Below are 22359 nucleotides of genomic sequence, written 5' to 3'. Positions count from 1 at the left end.
TGTCCCACTCAACGGGAGTATTATTTACAATGCCATACCGCGCTCTTTCCCTCGCCGCTATTGCGGTGTGCCTCGCTTTCCCGGCTTTGGCCCAAGACACATCCATGCCGGATGATGACGGCAGCGTTGATGCAGAGACTCAAATGGCGCGCAATCTTGCCAATGCTGCATTGGATGCTGCGCCAGTGTTTGATGGGCACAATGATGTTCCGATCCAGCTGCGCTCGCGGTTTGACAACCAGATCAACGATTTCGATTTTGAGGACACGCTGGCGACCGGTGAAGCCCATCCGCAAGGCCGCGTGATGCACACCGATCTGGCGCGACTGACAGAAGGCAAAGTCGGAGCGCAATATTGGTCGGTTTATGTGCCTACGAGCATCAGCGAGCCTGAGGCAGTGCAGATGACGATGGAGCAGATTGACGTGATGAAACGCCTGATCGCCCGCTATCCCGATAGTCTAAGCTATGCAGAGAATGCCGATCAGGTTGAAAGCGCAATGGCGAACGGCAAAGTGGCCTCTTTGCTCGGCATGGAAGGCGGCCATTCGATCGGGTCGAGCCTCGCTGTCTTGCGTCAAATGTACGCGCTTGGCGCGCGCTATATGACCATCACCCATTCGCGCAATACGCCCTGGGCGGACAGCGCTACGGATGAGCCGGAACATGGCGGGTTGAATGATTTCGGCAAGGATGTGATCCGCGAAATGAACCGGATAGGCATGCTGGTTGATCTGAGCCATGTCAGTGAAGATGCGATGATGGACACTTTAGATGTGGCACAGGCGCCGGTCATTTTTAGCCATTCCGGCGCGCGTGCCATCAATGGACATGCTCGCAATGTACCAGACAGCGTGCTGGCGCGACTGCCGCAAAACGGCGGCATCGTTATGGTTGTTGGCCTGCCAGGCTTCCTGAATGATGATCGCCGCCAATGGTATGCGACACGCGAAGCGGAGATCGCCCGGCAGAAATCGCTCTACGGCGGTCAACCCGATGTCTGGGAAACAGCGATCCTCGCATGGGATGAGGCCAACCCTGAACCGCAAACCATGATCAGCCATATGGCTGATCATATCGACCACATTAAAGCGGTCGCCGGTGTCGAATATATCGGCATCGGAGCGGACTATGATGGCATGCCCACCGGTCCTGTCGGGATGGAGGACGTAAGCGGATATCCTGCGCTCTTCACCGAACTTGCGCGGCGCGGGTATTCGCAGGTTGAGCTCGAGCTAATCTCCAATCGAAACGCGATCCGCGTCCTACGCGAGGCAGAGCAATACGCATCACGCGTAGCGGATCAGCCGCCGATTGAGACGCTTCTTCCTGCTGGTGATTGATCTGGCTGAACTGCGTCAGTTGTCCTCCGCTGTTTCGGTCAGATCATCATGGGAGGTAGAGGCTATTTCCTCTAACTCCTCTTCGCTCATGCTTTCGAACATTTCGACTGACGCACCCTGAAGATCAGCCTCAGCGATCTCCTCGCGTTTTGCTGATAGCGCAGCACCCGCAGCCTTTTGCTGCGCTTTGCTTTTGGCTTTCGGCATCAGTTCTGGGCTTCTAGCTCGCTTCCGAGCTTCAGCACTTCGTCGCCATCACTTTGCTTGATCAGATAGGCCGGATTGTCCGCATCACCATTGCGGGTAACTTCGGAACCCTGCAGCGTTCGGGTTACTTCGCGTTCGAACCGCTCAGCGATTTGGCCTTTGGCTTCGCCGTTGCCCCAGCTCCATTTGACGTGCTTGTTGGTTTGGAAACTGTTGGAATTGCTCATCATTATCTCCTGCGTATATGCAGGAGATAATGATGTTGGCGTCACTATTGTTCCCGGTAAAACATCATCCCCAAATCGCCGGGACAATCCAAATAGCGCTCATCGCGATGATCGCGATCAACAGGCCGATGCCGAGCACATAACGCATGTGTCCCGTAGTGTGGGCTGCGCGTGCGTCGTCGTCTTCGATGTGAATTTCTTCGTTATTGTCGGCCATTTTGCCCTCCGTAAGTTCCAGTGTAGCCTACCCAACGGCGGCTACAAAGCCTCGTTCCAGATTAATCGCGCAGCAGTTCATTAATTCCGGTTTTTGATCGGGTTTGCGCATCGACGGTTTTGACAATCACGGCGCAATACAGCGATGGGCCCGGCGTTCCGTCAGGAAGCGGTTTGCCGGGGAGCGAGCCGGGAACGACCACTGCATACGGCGGAACTTCGCCCATATGAATTTCGCCGGTAGCGCGGTCGACGATCTTCGTCGAAGCACCGAGATAGACGCCCATTGAAAGCACAGCGCCTTCGCCAACGCGGACGCCTTCGGCAACTTCGCTGCGTGCGCCAACAAATGCGCCATCGCCAATGATGACCGGCTCTGCCTGTAGCGGCTCAAGCACGCCGCCAATACCGGCACCGCCTGAAATGTGGACGTTCTTGCCGATTTGAGCGCACGAGCCGACTGTCGCCCAGGTATCAACCATGGTGCCTTCATCAACGAACGCTCCGATATTGACAAAACTGGGCATCAAAACAACGCCTTTACCGATAAAGCTGCCCCGGCGCGCAACCGCACCTGGTACAACACGGAAACCGGCTTCGCGGAACCGGTTGTCGCCCCATCCGGCAAATTTGTTCGGCACTTTGTCAAAGGCCGCTTCACCAGCAGAAGCACCTTCCATCACGCCATTGTCTCTTAGGCGGAAGGAAAGCAGTACGGCTTTCTTGAGCCATTGATTCACGCGCCAACCGCCTTGACCATCAGGTTCCGCAACACGGGCTGTTCCGTTGTCGAGCATGCCCAGCGCTTCGCTCACCGCATGGCGAACTTCGCTGCCCGGTGTGATCTCCGCGCGGTTTTCCCATGCGGTTTCGATATCGGCGATCAGTGTCTCGGTCATAGTTCCTCGGGCGGTTCAAAGTATTGAGTGTCGAGTGCTGCTAGCCGCGCAGCGTCAATGTCACAAGCTGATTACTAACAACACGGTAGCTGAAAATGCGGACTTGTCTTTCCGCTTAAGCATCGCGTAGTGTTTGAGGTCTAGGGGGATTTCGAGAGAGGTTGTATTCATGCCAAAGTCCCAAGCAGGAACAGTGTTGCCTGCAAGAAATCCCAAATCACCTGTGAATTGGACAGTTGTCGGCAGGGCGGCTGTTGCTGCCACGGCCTGCATTGCGTTGAGCGCTTGCGGCGGGGGCGGCGCGTCTGGATCTCCGATTTCCTCGGTTCCTCCGCCACCACCACCGCCGCCCCCTCCACCGCCTCCACCACCCCCTCCTCCGCCGCCGCCGCCACCTCCGCCCGTGACCAATATCGATACGGCGGAATTTCGCCGTTCAGACGGTCCGGCTTTTCATGGCGCGGACGATGCATGGCGGCAGGGTTTTACCGGTGATGGAGAGATTATTGCAGTTATCGACACTGGCATTGATAGCGACAGCCCCGAGTTTACGGGCCGAATTCACCCCCTTTCACAGGATGTCGCAGGCGATCGCGGCGTTGATCCAGAAGACGATCACGGTACCAATGTATCGCTGGTCGCGGCAGCAGGCCGTGACGGCACCGGCGTTGTAGGCATCGCTTTCGAATCCCAGATACTCGCGCTGCGAGGAGACGGGGTAGGGACATGCGGCACTGATACGCCCGATGATCCAACACTTGGATGCACATTGGCCGATAGTGATATCGCGCGCGGCATTCGGGTTGCAATCGACGCCGGATCTACCGTCATCAACTTGAGCCTTGGCGGCGGGGCTGCCTCACAAGGTGTTTTGAGCGCTATTCGTGATGCAACCGACGCGGGCATTGTCATCATTGTCGCGGCAGGAAATGGCGGAGACGGATCGGAAGAGGGCATCGATCCCGACCAGCCCGATCCTTTTGGAGCGAGCATTCTGCGGGCAGGTAATGGTAATGTGATCATTGTCGGATCGGTCGACAGTCAGGGCGAGATTTCAGATTTCAGTAACCGCGCAGGCCGTGATGCCGCATCATATCTGACCGCATTCGGCGAGCGGATTTGCTGTGTTTACGACGAAGGCGACCTTTTTGTTGAAGAGGTGGATGGCCAGCGTTTCGTAACCGTCTTTTCAGGCACCAGCTTTGCCGCGCCTCAAGTATCCGGTGCTGTCGCCTTGCTCGCGCAAGCGTTTCCAAATCTGACAGCACAGGAGATTGTAGAAATACTTCTCGATACCGCGCGCGATGCAGGTGATGCGGGGACAGACACGACGTTTGGAACGGGTATCCTCGATATAACCGCTGCGATCGCTCCTTCGGGCGCGACCAGTCTCGCGGGAACAGACCGGACGTTGGCATTGGCCGACAATTTTGCGCTTGGTTCGGCGGCCATGGGTGATGCGCTGACAGGGGCATCGTTGACGACCGTTGTGCTTGATGAATACCGGCGCGCGTACAATGTTGCATTGGGCGGTCAAACACAGTCGGCTGCGCAGGTTCAGCGTCTGCGCGGCGCTGTGCAGCAGGGCGGCTACACACGCTCGGCTGGGGGCGGAGGCCTATCGTTGGCGGTAACCGTTGGCGAAGGTGATCGCGCGGCCGGGCTTGGCTGGTCAAGTGACCTGCAATTGACGCCGGATGAAGCGCTCGGCGCGAGAGTCTTAGCGGCCCGCGTTGCGGCGCAAATTTCACCTGATCTCCAGCTTGGCTTTGCGATATCGCAAGGCTCAAAAGGGCTGGTCGGACAGTTACAGGGCACAGATCGCGCCGCTTTCGCGATTGCACCGCAGGCGGGCAATGACAGCGGTTTTCTTGCCAGCAGCGATGTTGCATTCGCAGTGCGCCGTGAAATTGGCGATTGGGGACTGACGGTCTCTGGTGAAAGCGGGAATGCTTGGCTTGGCGACAATCGGCGGGCCGGTGACGTTGTGTTCGGAGTGCGAGAGCGCCGCCCGACATCCAGCGTCGGCATTGCCGCGGATCGCAGCTTTGGCAACTTCGATACCAACATGTCGCTGACCTGGCTGTCTGAGGAAAACACGCTTTTGGGCGGGCATTTCAATTCCGCATTGGGGTTGACCGGCGCGGATACGATGTTTGTCGATGGCAATGCCGTGTGGCGCTTTGCACCTTCGTGGCGGCTGGGAGTATCAGGCCGCGCCGGTGTGACCAATCCGCGCGGCGGCGAACTGCTTGGCGGCGGTTCGCAATTGCTATCGGAAGCATGGTCGCTGGATTTGACCCGGCGCGGAACATTCACGGGCGGCGATGCGATCGGCTTTCGCGTCAGCCAGCCTTTGCGCGTTAGCGGCGGCGGGCTGAACCTCGATCTGCCGGTTGCCTATGACTATGCCACGGAAACACCGATCATTGGCCGCCAGAAGCTATCCTTGTCCCCTGAAGGACGCGAGTTGATGGGCGAGATGACGTGGGGCGCTCCGCTGTTTGTCGGCTATGCCCGTGCCAGTGTGTTTTACCGCAGCGAACCGGGGCATTTCTCAAGCGCGCCAGATGATGTGGGCGCGCTCGTCAGCTTCAACGCGTCGTTCTAGGTAGCAATTTAGCCGGGCATTCCGGCGGCGCGGGCAAACTGCGCCGCCCGCTCGACTAAGGGAGCCACGCGGTCGCTCATCGCTTTTGCGTGCGCAGATGAAGCCGTGCCATCAATGACGCGTTTCTTGATGCCCTGCATAATGCCCGCGAGACGGAACAAGTTGTAGGCGAAGTACCAATCCATCGGCGGCACTGGATAGCCGGTGCGCGCGACATAGCGTTCAACCGCCTGTTCGACTGTTGGAATGCCGAGCTCTTCTAGATTGAGGCCCAGCAATCCGGCGCGGCCATCGTCGGAGGGTTGAAACCAGTTGAGCATCAAATAGCTGAAATCGGCAATCGGATCGCCCAGCGTCGAAAGCTCCCAATCGAGCACCGCAATGACTCGGCTTTCGGTTTTATGAAAGATCACATTGTCGAGCCGGTAATCGCCGTGAACAACACTGCTTTCATGCTGCGGCGGAATGGTTTGCGGCAGCCATTCGATCAGCTTTTCCATTTCCGGCATGTGCTCGGTTTCGGAGAGCTTGTATTGCTTTGACCAACGCGAGATTTGCCGCGCGCAGTAATCGGTCGGCTTGCCGTAATCGCCCAGGCCGATTTCGTCTGGCTTGTTGAGATGCATGTCTGCAATCGTGTCGATCAAAGCGTTATAAAGCTCGCGGCGCTCTTCGGGTGAACTGTTTGGCAGCGCGCCGTTCCACAGCGAGCGACCATCGGCCATGCTCATCACGAAGAATTTTGAACCCAAAACCTCAGGATCTTCGCAAAGACCGTAAGTTTTCGGCACCGGAAAGCCTGTCGGATGCAGGCCGGTCATGGCTTTGTATTCGCGGTCGACCGCATGCGCGCTCGGCAGCAATTTGCCGAAGGGTTGGCGGCGCAGCACGTAATTCGTAGACGGCGTTTCGATCTTGTAGGTCGGGTTGGACTGGCCGCCCTTGAATTTGGTGTAGCTGATCGGGCCTTCAAACCCTTCGACATTGGCTTCAAACCACGCCGTCAGCTTGGCCATATCCAGCTTGTCAGCTTCTGGCACTTCGACTGTGCCAACCATTTCCTTATCGAAGTCGATCTCGCCCATTCTACCTATTCCCGTCTGTTTGACGCCGCGCGGGTGACACAAACCGGAGTTCCGAACTGTGTGATCATCCACGCAAAATCGTTTTATTTCTGCCGTTTATCGCCGCAATCGCTTGTCAGTCTGTGACTTTCCATAAAGCGCGCTGATCTTGTGCCCGTCGCCAGTGACACCGGTTCTACCCAATTCACCGGCTGTAGGACAGGCCAGCCGCTGCGCCTTAGTCGAACATCACCACGCTGCGCGCATGGCTGCCGCCGCGCATTTTATCGAAACCGGCATTTACATCGTCGAGGCTGATCCGCTCGGCAATGATCGTGTCGAGATCGAGGAGCCCGCGCATATAGAAATCAACGAGGCGAGGGAGGTCGACCGGGAAGTGGTTCATCCCCATAATCGCGCCCATCAGTTTTTTACCGCCCAGCAAGTCCATCGCGCCAAGGCCGACTTTGCAATCGAGTGGCATCATGCCGAGGATGACAGCCGTGCCGCCGCGTCTCAGACTGGCTACGGCAAGATCGGCAGACGCCTGACGTCCGACCGCTTCGATACCCCAATCAACGCCGCCGCCGGAAATGCCGATAATCTGCTTTGCCGCATCATCGGCCAAAGCATCGACCGTATGGGTCGCGCCCAGAGTCTCAGCAAGTGCGCGCTTTTCGGGAAGCGGATCAGCGGCGATCACTTTGCCAGCGCCCGCAATCTTGGCCGCGTTGATGGCCGCAAGGCCGACCCCGCCGCAACCGACCACCAGAACCGTTTCGCCCGGCGTCACTGCACAGGCGTTAAAGATCGTGCCTGCACCCGTTGTAACAGCGCAGCCAATTACAGCTGCCCGGTCCAGCGGCATATTCTTGTCGATAGCAACGCAGGCATTTTCGTGGATCAGCATCTGAGATGACAAAGCCGACAAGTTCAGCATCTGATTGACCGGATCACCGCCAGCCAGCGTCATGCGAGGCGCGTCAGTTTTGCCGCGGCGCGTGGCCCCGCCGAGGCACAGCGCCATACGGCCCGTGACACAAAACTCGCAGGTTCCGCAAAATGCGCTGAGGCAGGAGACGACATGGTCGCCCGGCTTCACCGTTTTTACTTCCGATCCCACCGCGCGCACGACGCCGGCCGCCTCATGCCCCGGCACAGCAGGAAGCGCATGCGGGTAGTGACCGTCAATAAAGTGCAGGTCTGAATGACACAGCCCGCAGGCCTTTGTGTCGATCAGAACTTCATGAGGCATGGGATCGGCGAGTTCAATCTCGCCGATCTCCAGACCTTCACCCGGTGTTTTCAGAATTGCTGCTTTCGCCATGTCAGGCTCTCTCCCTTGCCTGCGCGGTTTAGCGCGTTGCGCCCATATCGCCCGAGCTCATGTTGCCGCTGTCGTTGGCTGCACGTCCGCTGTCACCGCGAAGGGCGTTGGCAGTCGGACCGGCTTCCGGAACATGTTTGCCAAACTCCATGCGCGCGATTGAGCGAGCGTGAACTTCGTCAGGGCCGTCAGCCAGACGAAGAGTGCGCTGATGCGCGTACGCATTGGCAAGGCCGTAATCGTTCGATACGCCGCCGCCGCCATGGGCCTGAATCGCGTCGTCGATGATTTTCAGGGCCATATTCGGCGCCTGAACCTTGATCATCGCGATTTCTTGCTTTGCCGATTTGTTGCCGACCTTGTCCATCATATCGGCCGCTTTCAGGCAGAGCAGACGGGTCATGTCGATATCGATGCGGGCGCGCGCAACGCGCTCTTCCCATACCGAATGCTTGTAGATCGGTTTGCCGAACGCTTCGCGCTCCTGAAGGCGTTTGCACATCTTCGCCAGCGCTTCTTCGGCCACACCAATGGTGCGCATGCAGTGGTGGATACGGCCCGGGCCGAGGCGCCCCTGAGCGATCTCGAAACCGCGACCTTCGCCCAGCAGCATATTGGTCACAGGGACGCGGACGTCCTTCATTTCGACTTCCATATGGCCATGCGGCGCATCGTCATATCCGAACACCGGCAGGTGGCGGATGATGTTCACACCCGGCGCGTCATTCGGCATGAGCAGCATGGATTGCTGTGCATGGCGGCCCGCAGTCGGGTCTGTTTTGCCCATTACGATGGACACTTTGCAACGCGGATCGCCGAGGCCCGAAGACCACCATTTGCGGCCATTGATGACATATTCATCACCGTCGCGTTCAATCCGGGTTTCGATGTTGGTTGCATCGGAGGAAGCGGTGAACGGCTCGGTCATAAGGAAGGCAGAACGAATTTCGCCGTTCATGATCGGTCGCAGCCATTGTTCCTTTTGTTCGGCAGTGCCGTAGCGGTGGAACACTTCCATATTGCCGGTGTCTGGCGCGGAGCAGTTGAAGACTTCGCTGGCCCAGCCGATGCGGCCCATCTCTTCGGCGCACAAAGCGTATTCTAGGTTGGTGAGACCGGGGCCTTCAAACTCGAAGGATTCCTCGACGTGATGATGCCCGTCATTGCGCGGCGGCATAAACAGGTTCCAGATGCCGGCGTCTTTTGCGAGCTTCTTTTTGTCTTCGATGATCTGGATCACTTTCCAGCGATCACCGGCCATGTCCTGCTCTTTGTAGGTATCCATGTTCGGGCGAACATGCGTTTCGATGAAATCGCGTACGCGGTCACGCCAATAGACCTGACGTTCGGTTGGCTGAAAATCCATGGGGGTTTTCCTCTCTAGTCCTTAATTGAAATCGAATCTGTTGCGGGCGACCGTGGCACTTCGCGCAGGCCGCGCCAAGCTCTCATTTATGCGCCGGGTTGCGGATCGCTTCGGATCGCTGGAGCTGCCAGAGCGGCTTCGCGCGCTGCGATACGCGCTTCGTGCTGTTCGCGGGTGATAGGGAACTTGCCGAGCCAATAGGCAGCGAAAATCGCGAGGATGACTGTCGCGATCGCAAAGGCGATAATGATCGTCGACAGAACTTCAAATGGCACGCTGGCAGCCTCCGCCCCTTGCTCAAGCTGCGATAGTCCGATGATTTGTCCAGTCAGCGCCGCGCCAAACCCCGTCGCGCATTTCTGCACCAGCCAGTTGCCTGAATAAAACGAGGCCTCGGCGCGCCGTCCGGTGCGCTCTTCAAACGCTTCCACGATTTCCGCGATCATCGACGAAGCCGAAATCATAATGACCACCCCGAACATATTCGCGAAAATCACAAAAACGTAATACAGCGCGGTTGAAGACAGCGAGCCGATTTCCGGCCAGAAACCTGCCATGAACATGGCGTAGGGCAGGAGGCCGATAACGAGCGCAATGATCGCGCTAACAGCCGCGCTTTTCGGTTTGCCAAGCCGTTCGTGCATTGGTCCGACGATCACAAACATACCGATCACAGACACCGCGAGAACAAGCGGGTAGGCGGTAAGGCCATTAAGCCACGCGGGGCCCCATCCAAAATTCACGCCGTCCAATTGTCACACATAGACGTTGAGATAGTTTGAAATCGAAAACGTCATCCCTTGGCTTATGTAGGCTGCTAGTCCGCCTGCTGCGAAAATCAGAAACGCCTTCTCGCTAAAAGCCTCTTTGATTTCAGAGAACGCATCCCTGAGGCTGAAGGGCGGCGGTTTTGTCTCAGGCAGTTTTGCAACGATATGGTGCTGGCCTATGGCCGAACCCAGAACCGCAACTGCCATCAAGATCGCGCCGAATGTGCCCCATGCTGGATAGCCTTCTTGAACCAGCAGTCCGTTCTCGCCGGGCATAAAAACGGTGTATGCAAGGATCATCATGAAAATCCCACCGAGCCATCCCGAAAGGTAGCGATAACGGAACAGGGTGGTGCGTTCGGTGTAATCGGATGTCAGTTCAGGAACGAGGCTGACAGAAGGCACCTCGCAAGCCGACAGCAACAGCCGGACAGCGACCATCGTTCCAAGCAATCCGAGGGCTGTTGGCGCCTCACCGCCCGGGGGCGACCAAAGCATTACCCACACGAACGCAAGCGGTATTGGTGCCACATAAAGCCAGGGCAAGCGTCTGCCCCAGCGGGTGTAGGTTCGATCCGAGAGGTAGCCGATGATCGGATCGACAAATGCATCAATCAACAATGCCGCAAGCAGGATCAGGCCAACCAGCCCAGCATCCATACCCAAGACCTGGCTGTAGTAGAACAGCAGAAAGAACAGAAATCCGCCGTCTTTCACGCCGAATGCGACCGCGCCAAACCCGTGGATCAACTTAAGCCGCAGCGGCAATTTGCCCTGAACAAGGCTCACGCGCGGCACCTGTTGCACGCCGAAGCGCTTTCGAATCCCGTCACATCTCTCTCCCAACTCAATGCCTGCAAACCTACGGACACTTCGGCGCGCGTCAATCCATAGCGAAATGAAACCGGTGTGACGCTACGGCATGCGCATTTGGCGCGTTTCCTCTATTTGAGCGCTTGCAGCGACGCCCAAATTTCCCATAACGTAAGCGTTAATTGGGATTACAAAGAGGAGAGTCGGCCAATGTCCGATCTGGAAACATTCCGCGAAGAAACCCGCAGCTGGCTGGAGGCGAACTGCCCCGCCGAAATGCGCGAGCCTGTGCGCGATGAGGAAGACATTTACTGGGGCGGCCGCCGCGCGACCTTCAAAAGCGACGCGCAGAAAGCATGGTTCGAAGCCTGCGTGGCCAAAGGGTACACTGTGCCAGCATGGCCGAAAGAATATGGCGGCGCTGGCCTTTCGCCTGCCGAGGCAAAAGTGCTGCGTCAGGAAATGACCCGTATCAAGGCGCGCATCCCGCTTAGTTCGTTCGGTATCTGGATGCTCGGCCCAGCGCTTCTTCATTTCGGCACCGAAGAGCAGAAGAAGCACTTCCTCAGTCAGATCGCCCGCGGCGAAATCCGCTGGTGCCAAGGATATTCAGAGCCAGGTTCAGGCAGCGACCTCGTCAGCTTGCAAACATTTGGCGAGGACAAGGGCGACCACTGGGTCGTGAACGGTCAGAAGGTCTGGACATCCTACGCCGATCAGGCCGACTGGATTTTCTGCCTCGTTCGCACCGACAAAGAGAACAAGTATAAAGGCATCACCTTCATGCTGTTCGATACGGCCAGCGAGGGTTGCTCGACCAAGCCGATCAAACTGATCAGCGGCAGCTCACCGTTCTGCGAAACCTTCATGGAGGATGTGAAGGTGCCGAAATCCTATGGCGAGGGCATCCCTGCCTATGTCGGAGAGATCAATCGCGGCTGGGACGTTGCGAAATATCTGCTCGGCCATGAGCGTGAGATGATTTCCGGCGCGGATGGCGGCAACACCGGCACGGTCGGCTCTGCCATGTCGCGCCACGCCAGCAAAGCAGGCGATGAGCTTGATCCGGTGCTGCGCGCCGAACTGGCGATGTTCGATGTCGATGCGCTTGCATACGGCGCAATGGGTGAGAAATTCCTCGACGAAATCAAAGTCGGGAAAGCACATCCGGCGCAGCCGAACATGATGAAATATGCCGGCACCGAACTGAACAAGCGCCGGCATGAATTGATGATGACGGCTGGTGGTTCGCGCTCTCTCGAATGGGACAGCGAAGAAACCAGCGGTGGTAAGCCATCGCGTGGTTGGCTGCGGACCAAAGCAAACTCGATCGAAGGCGGTACATCGGAAGTCATGCTAAACGTGATTTCCAAACGCATTCTCGATCTGCCTGGTTCGTAAACCACCGCACCAATTCAGCAGGGCCGCCCCGCACAAATGAGGGCGGCCCGCTTAAAAATTCTCCAGAGAGGACCAAGGGATATGCCCCTTTATCACGATGAAGATCAGGCGATGCTGGCCGATACCGCGACCAGTTTTATGGCCGACCAAGGCAACATCAAAGACCAATTGCGCCATTGGCGTGACCGCGATTGCCCCGACGGGTTTGGCCATGGACTGTGGAAGCAGATGGCCGAAATGGGCTTTACCGGCATGCTTGTCGGTGAAGACGATGGCGGGCTTGGCATGGGCCATGTCGAAGCGGGCATTGTGCTTGAAGAGATTGGCCGCAATCTCACGCCGTCGCCGTTTCTGACATCTTCCGTCTTGGCCGCTACGGCTCTGAAACATGGTTCGAACGATCTCAAAGGCCGTTATCTGCCGGGCTTGATCGAAGGGGATAGCGTGTTTGCCGTCGCCATCGATGAGACGCCGAAGCACCGCCCAAGCCGCATCACCACAAAAGCGGAAAAATCCGGCAACGGGTTCAAACTCAGCGGCTCCAAAAGCTTTGTCATCCAAGGCGCGAGCGCGGATATGCTTGTCGTCGCGGCGCGCACCAGCGGATCGGACGAAGACGAAGACGGCATCACCCTTTTCGCCGTGCCGAAAGATGCAGCGAATATGAGCCACGATTCGGTGCGCCTCGTTGACAGCTCGGTGGCGACCCACACCAAGTTTGACGGTGTCGAACTGGATGGTGACGCGGTCATCGGCGAAGTCGATGGCGGGCGCGAAGTGCTCAACGCCATGCTCACCGCAGGCCGTATCGGTGCAGCTGCCGAAGGCGTTGGCGTTGCGAGCGGAGCGATGGATATCACTGTCGACTACCTCAAACAGCGCAAGCAATTCGGCAAGCTGATTGGCGAGTTTCAGGCCCTCCAGCACCGCGCCTCGCACCTCTATTCCGAGGTCGAAATCGCCCGCGCTGCTGTCATTAAGGCCCAGCAATTGCTCGACGGCGGCAGCGAGAAAGCCGAGCTGATGAGCTCGGTTGCGAAAGCCAAGGTCGCGAAGACCGCAGGCCTAGCCGTGAAAGAAGGCGTCCAGATGCACGGCGGCGTCGGCATGACCGATGAATACGACATTGGCCTCTATATGAAGCGCGACCGCGCTTTGCAGGAATTCCTCGGCGATGCGTATTTCCACGCCAATCGCGTTGCAGAAATGAGCGGTTATTAAGCCATTTTCGTTCGTGCTGAGCCTGTCGAAGTACGAACCAAGCGCCAACACCCTTCGACAGGCTCAGGGTGAACGGAGAAATTCAAAATGATGGATATTCAATCACTATTCGGTCTTGATGGCCGCGTTGCACTTGTCACCGGCGGATCGCGCGGGATCGGCAAGATGTTCGTCGAAGGCTTGCTCGCCGCAGGCTGCGCACGGGTCTATATTTCGGCTCGTAAGGTCGAGCAGATGCAGGAAACCATTGCTGAATTCGGTGAGGATAAAGTCATCGGTATTCCTGCCGATCTCAGCCAGATGGACGGTATGCAGGCGCTCGCCGATGAAATGGCGAAGCGCGAAGAAAAGCTCGACATTCTGATCAACAATGCGGGCGCAGCATGGGGTCAGCCTTACCTCGAATTCAGCGAAGCGGGCTGGCACCGCACGATGGATCTGAACGTCAAAACGCCGTTTTTCCTGACGCAAAAGCTGCACGATCTGCTGGTTGCAGGCGGCCAATCGGGCCATCCGGCGAAGGTGATCCATGTTTCGTCCATTGACGGGCAGCGGATCAACCCGTGGGAGACCTATCCGTATCAGGCATCGAAAGCCGCCGTGATTCAGCTGACCCGGCGCATGGCTGCGCGTCTGATTCAGGACAATATCATCGTCACGTCCATCGCGCCGGGCGCATTCCCGAGCGAGATGAACAAGGCCGCGAAAAACGCGCCGGACGCATCGGCTGCGATGATCCCGTCCAAACGGGTCGGCACCAAAGAAGACATGGCCGCCGCCGCAATTTACCTGTGCAGCCGCGCAGGCGATTATGTGGTGGGCGACACAGTGACCGTCGATGGCGGCGTTGTGAACGCGGCCCTGCCAGCCATGTTCAACGATCCGGCTGGCTAACCAAGCCGCATTGAAACTCTGGTTCTAAAAAGCCCGCTGGAGCAATCCGGCGGGCTTTTTTGTGCGTACCTACTGTAGGGAACGGGTGACACATTCTCCAACATGTCATGCGATGCCTACAGGGTTAGAGTGCTGATTTTTCGAGAAAAGCACAAAGTAGGACACACATGACACATGTCCAACTTTCCGCGCCTCTTGGTGTAATGGCGCATGCGAGCCGACGATGAGAAAGAGCACCCACGCATTAGCTTTTTCATCAATTGTAGGAAAATAGCCGCCGTTTACCGCAGGAATTGCCGCTTGCGGGTCTGGTACTTCGGCAGGAAGACGAGCTTTTTGGCGTCCCCAATTTTCTCTTTGGTGTATTGTCCAACCACATAGTGGACACCGACACCGGGCTGGCTGACGCTGCCACAACTGGTCACCATGGGCAGCTTGATCTGCACCTGTTTAGAGGAACCGCCCGAAACAATATCGGCTTCGATATAAGCGCGGTTCTCGACGTTTTTCTTGAATTGCTGCTCGCTCACCCGAATTTTCAGTTGCACTTTGCCTTCGCCGATATCGGTTTGAGGAGAAGGTGACGCGATAGTGGTGATCGTTTCAAACTGAATACCCTGGCACGCTGCCGCCGATACGCCTGTGCTGGCCAAAACGATCGGAAGAGCGGCTCTGACCAAAAATTGCTGAAAGTGCATTGTAGGGTTCCTTGATCGGTTGTTGCCAAGACCTAGGCCTCTTCACATTTCTTTCGTGTGAATTCAGGGCAAGAACATGGATGGGTTTCGCTCAACCGTCTTACCCAACCTCGGAAACCGCCCGTATGACACCGCGAATCTCGGCGAGGCCTTTCATGCGGCCGATTGCCGAATAGCCTGGGTTGGACGTGCGGCTGACATCGCCCATCATCAAATGGCCGTGATCGGGCCGGATGAAGATTTCGCGCTGCGTAACGCCTTCGTTTTCGAGCAAGTTGCGGATCACGCGAACCATGTCGATGTCGCTGTCCAGATGGCTGGCTTCGATGAAAGACCGCTGCTCGCTGGGATCACGGGTTACGCCGCGCAGGTGGGCGAAGTGAATGCGTTCACGGTAATCGCGCGCCATTTGCGGCAAGTCATTGTCCGGGCGGCTGCCATAGGTGCCCACGCACAGCGTCATGCCGTTGCAAGGGCTGGGCGCGGCGGTGAAAAGCTTATCGAGATCATCGGGCGTACAGATCACGCGGGGCAGGCCGAACATATCCCAAGGCGGATCGTCCGGATGGATCGCCAGCATCACATCCAGCTTCTCCGCGGCGGGCAGCACCCGCTCCAGAAACCCGATCAGATTGGCGCGCAAGTGATCGTGATCGATACCGGCATATCGCGCCAGAGCGCCGCGAAAATCCTCCAGTGAGTAGGCTTCCGTCATCTTGCCCGGCAATCCGGCGATAATTGTCTTTGTGAGAGCCGCAATCTCGCCTGATGGCAAGGCATCATAGGCTGATTTTGCGCGGGCAAACTCCGCGTCGCTGTAATCCGCTTCGGCTCCATCGCGCGCTAGGACAAATAGGTCGAACGCGGCAAAGCGGTCCTGATCGAACCGCAAAGCGAATGCACCGCTGGGCAATTGGTACTTTAGGTCGGTACGCGTCCAATCGATCACCGGCATGAAATTGTAGCAGATAGTTTTCACGCCCTCTGCAGCGAGGTTCGCCATGCTTTCGATCCACGCGTCAACGTAAGCCTCATGCCCGCCAACGGCGAGTTTGATGTCGTCATGCACAGGGATGCTTTCCACCACGGTCCAGCGCAGCTGAGAGCCCGCGACGTTGCCGCTTTCTATCAATGCACGGTGCGCGGCAATTTGATCACGCGGCCAAACTTCGCCAATCGGGATATGGTGCAAGGCGCTGACGATATCAGTCGCGCCGGTTTGACGAATTTCCGCAAGGGAAACCGGGTCGTCAGGACCAAACCATCGCCAGGATTCGCGCATTCGCTCGTGCCTTTCCTTAAGCGGACAGCATGCCCATCAGGCCTTGGAAACCCATATAGCCGGTTAGCAATGAAAACAGGAACAGCCCGGCCAATCCGATATTGGTGAGCACGGAATTGCGATACTTACCCATCAGATCGGCTCGATTGCCAAGGTAGATGATGCAACCGACGGTCACCGGCAACAGCACGACGTTGAAAGCCTGAGACAGGATCAGAACAAAGACTGGCCGCGCATCAAAAAGCGGTACAACCAGACCGAGCAGCGAGATCGCGCCGACAAACAGGCGGTACTTCCACAGCGTCATATCGCGCGGAGTGCCGCGAAAATCGCATAGCAACCACGGGATCATCAACAGGTTTGGGAACTGCGAAGATACGCCCGCAGCAATGATCCCGATCGCAAAGATCGACACGGCAAGCGGGCCCGCCAGCGGTTCCAACAGGCCGATCATTTGTGATGCACCGTCGAGGCCCACGCCTTGAACATACAAACTGCCCGCCGCCGCAGCCATGATTGATGCGCTGATTACGAACATCATGATCGCGGCAAAAGCGGCGTCGCGGCGTTGCTGCTTATCGTGTTTGATCGTCCAGCCAGCCTCTTTCACCAATGTCGTTCGAATGATGAACAGGCCGGAAAATATGGTCGTGCCGACCATCGAAGCGATCAGCAGCAGCGGGCCGGTTTCGCTCGATGGTACATCCGGCACAGAGGGCACAAGACCGGCAGCCATATCTGCCACTGGCGGCATTAAAATGAAGAAATTGAGCACGAAACATGCAGCCATGATCGCCACGATCACGGCAAGTGTGCGCTCGAAAATTTGGGTGCGACCGCTCCAGAAAATGAAATAGGCGACAAGGCAGAAAAACGCCGCCCAGAGCAGCGGATCAATGCCGCCTTCGATAAACGTCTTTGACCATTCAAAACTGATCTCGGCGACGATGCCCATCACGCCCATAACACTGGCGCACACACCAATGCCTAGCGCGGCGATAAAGAACATGCCGACCGCCGGATGGATATGTTTGCGGAACGCCTCAAGCGCGGTTTCGCCTGTCACCAGAGTATACCGGCCATAGGTGGCGATCATCAGATATGTCGCCGCACAGGAAATCAGCACGGTCCAAAGCAAGGTCATGCCGTAATTGGCACCGGCAGTGGCCATGGTCGTGACGCTGCCCGTGCCGATGTTGAATCCGAGCAGGAAAATACCGGGGAGGAACAGCGCGAGCGTCGTCTTCCACTTCGACGGTGCCTGACTTTCCATGCTTTCCCCCAGCTCTTCTGTTTGCATTCGCCGCGCCTTGCGCGCCGAATGGTTATCCCATCAATTCCCGCACAAACGGGATTAGACCTGTCTGCCGCGTGCGTTTCATGCGTTCTGCATCCAGCACCTCGCGCACCCGGTCGAAACATTCATCGACGCTGTCATTGACCACGACGTAGTCATATTCGGCCCAGTGGCTGATTTCCGCGCGGGCGCGCTCCATCCGGTCATCGATCACATCGCTGCTGTCCTGCGCGCGGCTTTCGAGCCTGCGGCGCAGCTCGTCCAGGCTGGGCGGCAGGACGAAAACGGTAACGACGTCCTGATCGTCCTTCTGTTTAAGCTGCTGCGTTCCCTGCCAATCGATATCGAACAGGAAATCCTGCCCGTCTTTCAAAGCCTCGCGGATGGCGCCTTTGGGCGTGCCATAGCGGTGATTGAAGACGTGCGCCCATTCGTAGAAATCGTCTTCCTCCACCATCCGGTCAAACTGCGCGTCAGACACAAAGTGGTAATGCACGCCGTCTTGCTCACCCGGGCGGGGAGGGCGCGTTGTCGCGGATACCGACAACTTGATCTCTTCATCGGCTTTCAGCAGCATTTGGGAAAGCGTGGTCTTTCCGGCCCCCGATGGAGAGGAAAGAATGAACAGCAGGCCGCGCCGCGCGAGTTTGTCAGTGGATTGGAAGTCGCCCATGGGCCCCTCTGCCGCGAACTGCGCCCAAAAATCAAGGGCGCGTGCGATCTGACAGGCTAGTCGCGCGATCCGTTTTCGCGGAGCCGCTTCTGACGCGTCTTTCCGCGATCATACAGCGTTTTGAGCACCAGGCCTCCGGCAACAATGCCCAGCCCCATCGGAGAGCGCGTCGCCAGTTTGCTTGCTCCGTACAATCCCAGCGTCGTCAGAATTCCGCGCCCATCCAGAACTTGGCGCGCTTGCTCGGCTGTTTCCGAGGATTTCTCGACCACCCGTTTCTCGACTCCCTTACGGAACAGGGACGAGACGCCGCGCACTACGATATCGGCGATCAAAAGGTTGGTTGCCGGATTGGTGCTCGGGATGTTCAGCGATGACGTCCGCCTTGTGTCAGTGGCAGGCTCGGCTGTGGTTCTAGTGACTTCGGATTTGCTCATGGTATCAGATCAACACTTGTGGCCGCGATATGATCCGAACCGCGCCGTCAAAAAGGGCGATGCGCCTATTTCTTTTTACCGAAATCGACCGTGACGACGTTTGATCCGTCATCGGCCGGAGGCGCAGCTGGCTCGCCGCCTTCAGACCCGTCATTCTCGGCGATTTCATGTGTCTCGGGTGCGGCGTCGCTGCCCGATGCTTGAAACTGGAGGCCGAAATCAACTGCCGGATCCACAAAGGCTGTTATCGCCGCGAACGGGATCGATAGCTTGGCAGGGATCTGGTTGAAGGAAAGGCCCACGCCAAACCCATCTTCGCGTACTTCAAGATCCCAGAACTTGTTCTGAAGCACAATCGTCATCTCGTCCGGAAAACGCTCTTTCAGATGCGGCGGGATCGAAACGCCGGGCGCTTCGGTTTTGAATGTGATGTAGAAATGATGATTGCCGGGCAGCTCGCTGCCACCCTCCACAATTTCGCCAATCACGCGGCCTACCACGGCGCGCAATGCCTCCTGAACGATCTCGTCATATGGGATCAGGCTATCGGGTGTCTCATCATTCATAGTGAACAGAGTCGTGGCGAGACGCGCCGCGCGGGTCAAGCAATTACCGATATTGATGCGTAAAATCAGGCGCGCAGCGTGCAATTCGCGGCATTCGGGCATCTTGCACTCGCGGCTCACCCGCTTATAGCGCATCGCATGTCTGATACCCCTCTTTTACCCCGCAAAGGCTCAGTCGAGCGTAAGACCGCCGAAACATCGATTGCGATACATGTAAACCTCGACGGCAGCGGCACCTATGATGTCTCCACCGGCATCGGTTTTCTCGATCACATGGTCGAACAATTTTCCAAACACTCGCTCATCGATGTGACGATGAAGGTTGAGGGTGATCTGCATGTGGACCAGCACCACACGACCGAGGATTCTGCGATTGCGCTGGGTCAGGCGATTTTAGACGCGCTCGGCGATAAGGCCGGTATCGGCCGCTATGGCAATGCCTATTCGCCGATGGACGAAACACTGAGCCGCGTTGCGCTCGACATCTCAGGCCGCCCGTTTTTCATCTGGAAGGCAAAGTTCACTCAGGAACGGCTGGGCGAATGGGACACCGAACTGATCGAGCACTGGTTCCACTCTGTCTCGCAAAGCGCCGGACTGACGCTGCATTGCGAGCTGCTTTACGGCACCAACAACCACCACATTTGCGAGAGCCTGTATAAAGGCTTTGCCCGCGCCATGCGCACCGCGGTTGAACGCGATCCGCGCAAAGGCGGCGCTATTCCGAGTACGAAGGGGCAGCTTGGTGGCTAGCATCTTTATCGCGTCGCTGACTTACACGGTGCCGATCGAGCAAATCGACACTTTGCTGGGCGCGCATCTGGATTGGTTGAAGGCAGGGCACGCCTCCGGCCACTTTATGGCGTGGGGGCCGAAAGAACCGCGCGATGGCGGCCTGATTTTTATTCGCGCAGAAAGCCGCGAAGAGGCCGAGCGCCTCGCCGCAAGCGATCCTTTCATTACGAAAGGCGTGGCAAACAGCCAGATGATCGAATGGACACCGCGTTTTGTCGGTCCCGGGTTAGAGGCATTCAATGGCTGAAGTCATCGCCTTGATCGATTATGGCGCGGGCAATCTTCATTCGGTTCACAATGCCCTAAAGGTCGTGGGCGAAGCGGTGGGGGCGAATGTCTCTGTTACTGCCGACCCTCAGGTCGTGCGCGCAGCGGACCGGATCGTGCTGCCGGGCGTGGGATCGTTCAAAGCCTGCGCCGAAGGCCTGCTCGCGATTGACGGCATGGTTGAGGCGATGACAGAGCGTGTTCACGTGGGCGGCGCGCCGTTCCTTGGCATCTGCGTTGGTATGCAATTGCTTGCCACACGCGGGTTGGAGCATGGCTCAACCGCAGGGCTCGACTGGATTTCGGGCGAAATTCGCCTGATCGAGCCATCTGACCCCGCGATCAAAGTTCCGCATATGGGCTGGAACGATGTCGCATTGATGCCGCATGCGAAAGATCACGCGGTGGTTGAGGACGGCGAGGCCTATTTTCTCCATTCCTATCACTTCTCAGCCAGTAATCCGAAGGATGTGGCGGCAATGACCGATCACGGCGAAGGCCTTGTCGCGGCAGTCGCGCGTGACAATATCCTCGGTGTGCAATTCCACCCTGAAAAAAGCCAGGCGTATGGCCTTGCGACCCTAACCCGCTTTCTGGAGTGGAAAGTATGATTGTGTTTCCGGCCATCGACCTGAAAGCTGGCCAGGTCGTGCGTCTATCCGAAGGCGATATGGACCGCGCTACTGTCTATGGCGACAATCCCGCTGCGCAGGCGATGATGTTTGCCGAAGCGGGATCAGAGCATCTGCACGTGGTCGATCTGGACGGCAGCTTTGCAGGTGCGACGCAGAACCGCGAGGCTGTCGAGGCCATCGTGAAGGCGTTTCCCGGCCATGTGCAACTGGGCGGCGGTATCCGAGATAGAGCGGGCGTCGAAGGCTGGTTCAAACTTGGTGTGTCGCGCGTCGTGATGGGCTCGGCAGCGCTCAAAGACCCCGAATTCGTGAAAGACATGGCGAAGGAATGGGAAGACGGCATTGTTGTAGCGGTGGACGCCAAGGACGGCATGGTCGCGACCGAGGGCTGGGCCGAAGTGTCTGATGTGCCAGTGGTCGATCTCGCCCGCCGGTTTGAGGATGCAGGCGTAGCCGCTCTGCTGTTCACCGACATTGGCCGCGACGGATTGCTGAAAGGCGTGAACATTGACGCGACAGTTGATCTGGCCCGGCGCGTCGATATCCCCGTGATCGCGAGCGGCGGTGTGAAGGGCATCGATGACATTCACGTGCTTTCGCTGAACGCACATGAAGGCATCGAAGGCGTGATTACTGGTCGCGCTTTGTATGAAGGCAAGCTCGATCTGGCTGCTGCGATCGCGATGGGCGTGCGGGCTTAGAGACTATGCTGCTTGAGGACGTCGCCCTGATTGCATTTCTCGCTATTATCATCGTGACGGTGATCGACTGGCGTCGCGGAAAAACCGCAATAGGCAAATTGCAGCTAACGAAAAAAGGCGACCCTGAGAAATATTGGATGGCACTTGTGATCTACTTCAACATGGCGTTCGGCCTATTTTGGCTCGCAGGGCAGGCTGCCCAACGAGAGCCGGCGAGCGATCAAGAGGCGGGGTCGCAAACGGTTGTTCTGGAAGTGGTCGAGATATGATCCGCCTGATCGGCTCCCTCTTTCTCGGCCTCACGTTACTAGCAGGCATCACGGTCGCGACGCTTGAAATTGCGCTAATCAATGCTGTCGTATTCCTTGTGCTTGCGCTGGGCGTCGCCAAGTTTCTTGAGCCGCGCTTTGGTCAGGAAGGGCTGGTTTACGGCATGGCGGGCGCGTTTTTCGTGAGCTTTCTATGGCCCTACGCCATGATCTTTGCGAGCGATGGCTGTTCGGGCGACGCATGCCTTGCTGAAGGCGGAAGTATCACCGCTACTCTGGAGCCGGTGAACCAATGACAATTTCTAGCCTTTCGCAATTACAATCGGGCGCGCGAGCGACCGCAAGGGCGACTGCCCGCCCGCAGGCCCGCAAGGGCCGAG

At 57.6% G+C, this 22359-nt stretch carries 24 protein-coding genes and 1 pseudogene; 11 read left to right on the top strand and 14 right to left on the bottom strand.

Annotated features, from left to right (window positions below; all coding sequences use genetic code 11):
• Positions 1 to 29 precede the first annotated feature (29 nt).
• Complete coding sequence (locus KCG46_RS00380) at positions 30 to 1343, top strand: dipeptidase (RefSeq protein ID WP_218403401.1); 1314 nt, start codon at positions 30 to 32, stop codon at positions 1341 to 1343.
• A 15-nt stretch (positions 1344 to 1358) separates the two neighbouring features.
• Here KCG46_RS00380 and KCG46_RS00375 read toward each other — a convergent pair whose 3' ends face one another.
• The 4 genes from KCG46_RS00375 to dapD form a co-directional block, all read right to left on the bottom strand.
• Positions 1359 to 1550, bottom strand: a complete 192-nt coding sequence (locus KCG46_RS00375; protein WP_218403400.1) for a DUF3008 family protein — start codon at positions 1548 to 1550, stop codon at positions 1359 to 1361.
• The gene (locus KCG46_RS00370; RefSeq protein ID WP_218405202.1) at positions 1550 to 1777 is read right to left on the bottom strand and encodes a hypervirulence associated TUDOR domain-containing protein; all 228 of its coding nucleotides are present in this window, start codon (positions 1775 to 1777) and stop codon (positions 1550 to 1552) included. The genes KCG46_RS00375 and KCG46_RS00370 overlap by 1 nt, the downstream gene beginning before the upstream one ends.
• A 64-nt stretch (positions 1778 to 1841) precedes the next feature.
• A complete protein-coding gene (locus KCG46_RS00365) occupies positions 1842 to 1994 on the bottom strand; it encodes a hypothetical protein (protein WP_218403399.1) in 153 nt (50 codons plus the stop codon).
• A 61-nt stretch (positions 1995 to 2055) separates the two neighbouring features.
• Positions 2056 to 2892 carry a 2,3,4,5-tetrahydropyridine-2,6-dicarboxylate N-succinyltransferase gene (dapD, locus tag KCG46_RS00360; protein WP_218403398.1) on the bottom strand — a complete coding sequence of 279 codons (837 nt, stop codon included), beginning with the start codon at positions 2890 to 2892 and terminating at the stop codon, positions 2056 to 2058.
• Positions 2893 to 3295: 403 nt separating this feature from the next.
• Here dapD and KCG46_RS00355 point away from each other — a divergent pair, with 403 nt between their 5' ends.
• Positions 3296 to 5503 carry a S8 family peptidase gene (locus KCG46_RS00355; protein ID WP_369410140.1) on the top strand — a complete coding sequence of 736 codons (2208 nt, stop codon included), beginning with the start codon at positions 3296 to 3298 and terminating at the stop codon, positions 5501 to 5503.
• Positions 5504 to 5511: 8 nt separating this feature from the next.
• On the opposite strand, the gene KCG46_RS00350 is transcribed toward KCG46_RS00355, so the two are convergent.
• The 4 genes and pseudogenes from KCG46_RS00350 to KCG46_RS00335 all read right to left on the bottom strand — a co-directional run bounded on the left by KCG46_RS00350 (position 5512) and on the right by KCG46_RS00335 (position 10819).
• Positions 5512 to 6588 carry a phosphotransferase family protein gene (locus KCG46_RS00350; RefSeq protein ID WP_218403396.1) on the bottom strand — a complete coding sequence of 359 codons (1077 nt, stop codon included), beginning with the start codon at positions 6586 to 6588 and terminating at the stop codon, positions 5512 to 5514.
• Between the two features lie 217 nt (positions 6589 to 6805).
• Positions 6806 to 7894 (bottom strand): Zn-dependent alcohol dehydrogenase, encoded by a 1089-nt coding sequence (locus KCG46_RS00345; RefSeq protein WP_218403395.1) that lies wholly within the window; start codon positions 7892 to 7894, stop codon positions 6806 to 6808.
• A gap of 28 nt (positions 7895 to 7922) precedes the next feature.
• Positions 7923 to 9260: an acyl-CoA dehydrogenase family protein gene (locus tag KCG46_RS00340; RefSeq protein WP_218403394.1), complete on the bottom strand. Its 1338-nt coding sequence runs from the start codon at positions 9258 to 9260 to the stop codon at positions 7923 to 7925.
• A gap of 86 nt (positions 9261 to 9346) precedes the next feature.
• Positions 9347 to 10819: pseudogene (locus KCG46_RS00335) on the bottom strand (MFS transporter).
• A gap of 234 nt (positions 10820 to 11053) precedes the next feature.
• Between KCG46_RS00335 and KCG46_RS00330 the strand changes: the two are divergent.
• The 3 genes from KCG46_RS00330 (at position 11054) to KCG46_RS00320 (ending at position 14359) form a co-directional block, all read left to right on the top strand.
• The gene (locus KCG46_RS00330; protein ID WP_218403393.1) at positions 11054 to 12244 is read left to right on the top strand and encodes an acyl-CoA dehydrogenase family protein; all 1191 of its coding nucleotides are present in this window, start codon (positions 11054 to 11056) and stop codon (positions 12242 to 12244) included.
• A gap of 81 nt (positions 12245 to 12325) precedes the next feature.
• Positions 12326 to 13465: an acyl-CoA dehydrogenase family protein gene (locus KCG46_RS00325; protein ID WP_218403392.1), complete on the top strand. Its 1140-nt coding sequence runs from the start codon at positions 12326 to 12328 to the stop codon at positions 13463 to 13465.
• A gap of 90 nt (positions 13466 to 13555) precedes the next feature.
• Positions 13556 to 14359 (top strand): SDR family oxidoreductase, encoded by an 804-nt coding sequence (locus KCG46_RS00320; RefSeq protein WP_218405201.1) that lies wholly within the window; start codon positions 13556 to 13558, stop codon positions 14357 to 14359.
• 281 nt (positions 14360 to 14640) lie between these two features.
• On the opposite strand, the gene KCG46_RS00315 is transcribed toward KCG46_RS00320, so the two are convergent.
• The 6 genes from KCG46_RS00315 to KCG46_RS00290 form a co-directional block, all read right to left on the bottom strand.
• Positions 14641 to 15012, bottom strand: a complete 372-nt coding sequence (locus KCG46_RS00315) for a hypothetical protein (protein ID WP_218403391.1) — start codon at positions 15010 to 15012, stop codon at positions 14641 to 14643.
• A 145-nt stretch (positions 15013 to 15157) separates the two neighbouring features.
• On the bottom strand, positions 15158 to 16339 hold the full coding sequence (uxuA, locus tag KCG46_RS00310; RefSeq protein WP_218403390.1) for a mannonate dehydratase: 1182 nt from the start codon (positions 16337 to 16339) through the stop codon (positions 15158 to 15160).
• Positions 16340 to 16355: 16 nt separating this feature from the next.
• Positions 16356 to 17639: an Nramp family divalent metal transporter gene (locus tag KCG46_RS00305; protein WP_218403389.1), complete on the bottom strand. Its 1284-nt coding sequence runs from the start codon at positions 17637 to 17639 to the stop codon at positions 16356 to 16358.
• 25 nt (positions 17640 to 17664) lie between these two features.
• A complete protein-coding gene (gene gmk, locus KCG46_RS00300) occupies positions 17665 to 18309 on the bottom strand; it encodes a guanylate kinase (protein WP_218403388.1) in 645 nt (214 codons plus the stop codon).
• 56 nt (positions 18310 to 18365) lie between these two features.
• Positions 18366 to 18746: a hypothetical protein gene (locus KCG46_RS00295; protein ID WP_218403387.1), complete on the bottom strand. Its 381-nt coding sequence runs from the start codon at positions 18744 to 18746 to the stop codon at positions 18366 to 18368.
• A gap of 65 nt (positions 18747 to 18811) precedes the next feature.
• Positions 18812 to 19312, bottom strand: coding sequence for an SspB family protein (locus KCG46_RS00290; protein WP_218403386.1), 501 nt, complete (start codon positions 19310 to 19312; stop codon positions 18812 to 18814).
• 138 nt (positions 19313 to 19450) lie between these two features.
• Between KCG46_RS00290 and hisB the strand changes: the two genes are divergently transcribed.
• From hisB to KCG46_RS00260, 6 genes are read left to right on the top strand one after another with little or no spacing between them, the layout of a single operon-like run.
• Positions 19451 to 20065, top strand: coding sequence for an imidazoleglycerol-phosphate dehydratase HisB (gene hisB / locus KCG46_RS00285; RefSeq protein ID WP_218403385.1), 615 nt, complete (start codon positions 19451 to 19453; stop codon positions 20063 to 20065).
• Complete coding sequence (locus tag KCG46_RS00280) at positions 20058 to 20354, top strand: YciI family protein (RefSeq protein ID WP_218403384.1); 297 nt, start codon at positions 20058 to 20060, stop codon at positions 20352 to 20354. Before hisB ends, KCG46_RS00280 begins: the two co-directional genes overlap by 8 nt.
• Entirely contained in the window at positions 20347 to 20985 is a 639-nt protein-coding gene (gene hisH / locus KCG46_RS00275; protein ID WP_218403383.1) for an imidazole glycerol phosphate synthase subunit HisH, read from the top strand. Before KCG46_RS00280 ends, hisH begins: the two co-directional genes overlap by 8 nt.
• Complete coding sequence (gene hisA, locus KCG46_RS00270; protein ID WP_218403382.1) at positions 20982 to 21710, top strand: 1-(5-phosphoribosyl)-5-[(5-phosphoribosylamino)methylideneamino]imidazole-4-carboxamide isomerase; 729 nt, start codon at positions 20982 to 20984, stop codon at positions 21708 to 21710. Before hisH ends, hisA begins: the two co-directional genes overlap by 4 nt.
• Before the next feature lie 5 nt (positions 21711 to 21715).
• On the top strand, positions 21716 to 21979 hold the full coding sequence (locus tag KCG46_RS00265) for a hypothetical protein (RefSeq protein WP_218403381.1): 264 nt from the start codon (positions 21716 to 21718) through the stop codon (positions 21977 to 21979).
• Positions 21976 to 22275, top strand: a complete 300-nt coding sequence (locus tag KCG46_RS00260; RefSeq protein ID WP_218403380.1) for a hypothetical protein — start codon at positions 21976 to 21978, stop codon at positions 22273 to 22275. Before KCG46_RS00265 ends, KCG46_RS00260 begins: the two co-directional genes overlap by 4 nt.
• The last annotated feature ends 84 nt before the right edge of the window (positions 22276 to 22359 follow it).

Origin of the sequence: Erythrobacter crassostreae, from assembly GCF_019204045.1 — a bacterium.
Classification (GTDB): domain Bacteria; phylum Pseudomonadota; class Alphaproteobacteria; order Sphingomonadales; family Sphingomonadaceae; genus Erythrobacter; species Erythrobacter crassostreae.
The sequence above is the reverse complement of the archived record's forward strand: the minus strand, read 5'-3'. Positions and strand labels throughout refer to the sequence as shown.

Excerpts from the sequence above, each read along its gene's own strand:
- KCG46_RS00380 (WP_218403401.1), top strand. The coding sequence starts at position 30 with ATGCCATACCGCGCTCTTTCCCTCGCCGCTATTGCGGTGTGCCTCGCT.
- KCG46_RS00375 (WP_218403400.1), bottom strand. The coding sequence starts at position 1,550 with ATGCCGAAAGCCAAAAGCAAAGCGCAGCAAAAGGCTGCGGGTGCTGCG.
- KCG46_RS00370 (WP_218405202.1), bottom strand. The coding sequence starts at position 1,777 with ATGAGCAATTCCAACAGTTTCCAAACCAACAAGCACGTCAAATGGAGC.
- KCG46_RS00365 (WP_218403399.1), bottom strand. The coding sequence starts at position 1,994 with ATGGCCGACAATAACGAAGAAATTCACATCGAAGACGACGACGCACGC.
- dapD (WP_218403398.1), bottom strand. The coding sequence starts at position 2,892 with ATGACCGAGACACTGATCGCCGATATCGAAACCGCATGGGAAAACCGC.
- KCG46_RS00350 (WP_218403396.1), bottom strand. The coding sequence starts at position 6,588 with ATGGGCGAGATCGACTTCGATAAGGAAATGGTTGGCACAGTCGAAGTG.
- KCG46_RS00345 (WP_218403395.1), bottom strand. The coding sequence starts at position 7,894 with ATGGCGAAAGCAGCAATTCTGAAAACACCGGGTGAAGGTCTGGAGATC.
- KCG46_RS00340 (WP_218403394.1), bottom strand. The coding sequence starts at position 9,260 with ATGGATTTTCAGCCAACCGAACGTCAGGTCTATTGGCGTGACCGCGTA.
- KCG46_RS00330 (WP_218403393.1), top strand. The coding sequence starts at position 11,054 with ATGTCCGATCTGGAAACATTCCGCGAAGAAACCCGCAGCTGGCTGGAG.
- KCG46_RS00325 (WP_218403392.1), top strand. The coding sequence starts at position 12,326 with ATGCCCCTTTATCACGATGAAGATCAGGCGATGCTGGCCGATACCGCG.
- KCG46_RS00320 (WP_218405201.1), top strand. The coding sequence starts at position 13,556 with ATGGATATTCAATCACTATTCGGTCTTGATGGCCGCGTTGCACTTGTC.
- uxuA (WP_218403390.1), bottom strand. The coding sequence starts at position 16,339 with ATGCGCGAATCCTGGCGATGGTTTGGTCCTGACGACCCGGTTTCCCTT.
- KCG46_RS00305 (WP_218403389.1), bottom strand. The coding sequence starts at position 17,639 with ATGCAAACAGAAGAGCTGGGGGAAAGCATGGAAAGTCAGGCACCGTCG.
- gmk (WP_218403388.1), bottom strand. The coding sequence starts at position 18,309 with ATGGGCGACTTCCAATCCACTGACAAACTCGCGCGGCGCGGCCTGCTG.
- KCG46_RS00295 (WP_218403387.1), bottom strand. The coding sequence starts at position 18,746 with ATGAGCAAATCCGAAGTCACTAGAACCACAGCCGAGCCTGCCACTGAC.
- KCG46_RS00290 (WP_218403386.1), bottom strand. The coding sequence starts at position 19,312 with ATGAATGATGAGACACCCGATAGCCTGATCCCATATGACGAGATCGTT.
- hisB (WP_218403385.1), top strand. The coding sequence starts at position 19,451 with ATGTCTGATACCCCTCTTTTACCCCGCAAAGGCTCAGTCGAGCGTAAG.
- hisH (WP_218403383.1), top strand. The coding sequence starts at position 20,347 with ATGGCTGAAGTCATCGCCTTGATCGATTATGGCGCGGGCAATCTTCAT.
- hisA (WP_218403382.1), top strand. The coding sequence starts at position 20,982 with ATGATTGTGTTTCCGGCCATCGACCTGAAAGCTGGCCAGGTCGTGCGT.
- KCG46_RS00265 (WP_218403381.1), top strand. The coding sequence starts at position 21,716 with ATGCTGCTTGAGGACGTCGCCCTGATTGCATTTCTCGCTATTATCATC.
- KCG46_RS00260 (WP_218403380.1), top strand. The coding sequence starts at position 21,976 with ATGATCCGCCTGATCGGCTCCCTCTTTCTCGGCCTCACGTTACTAGCA.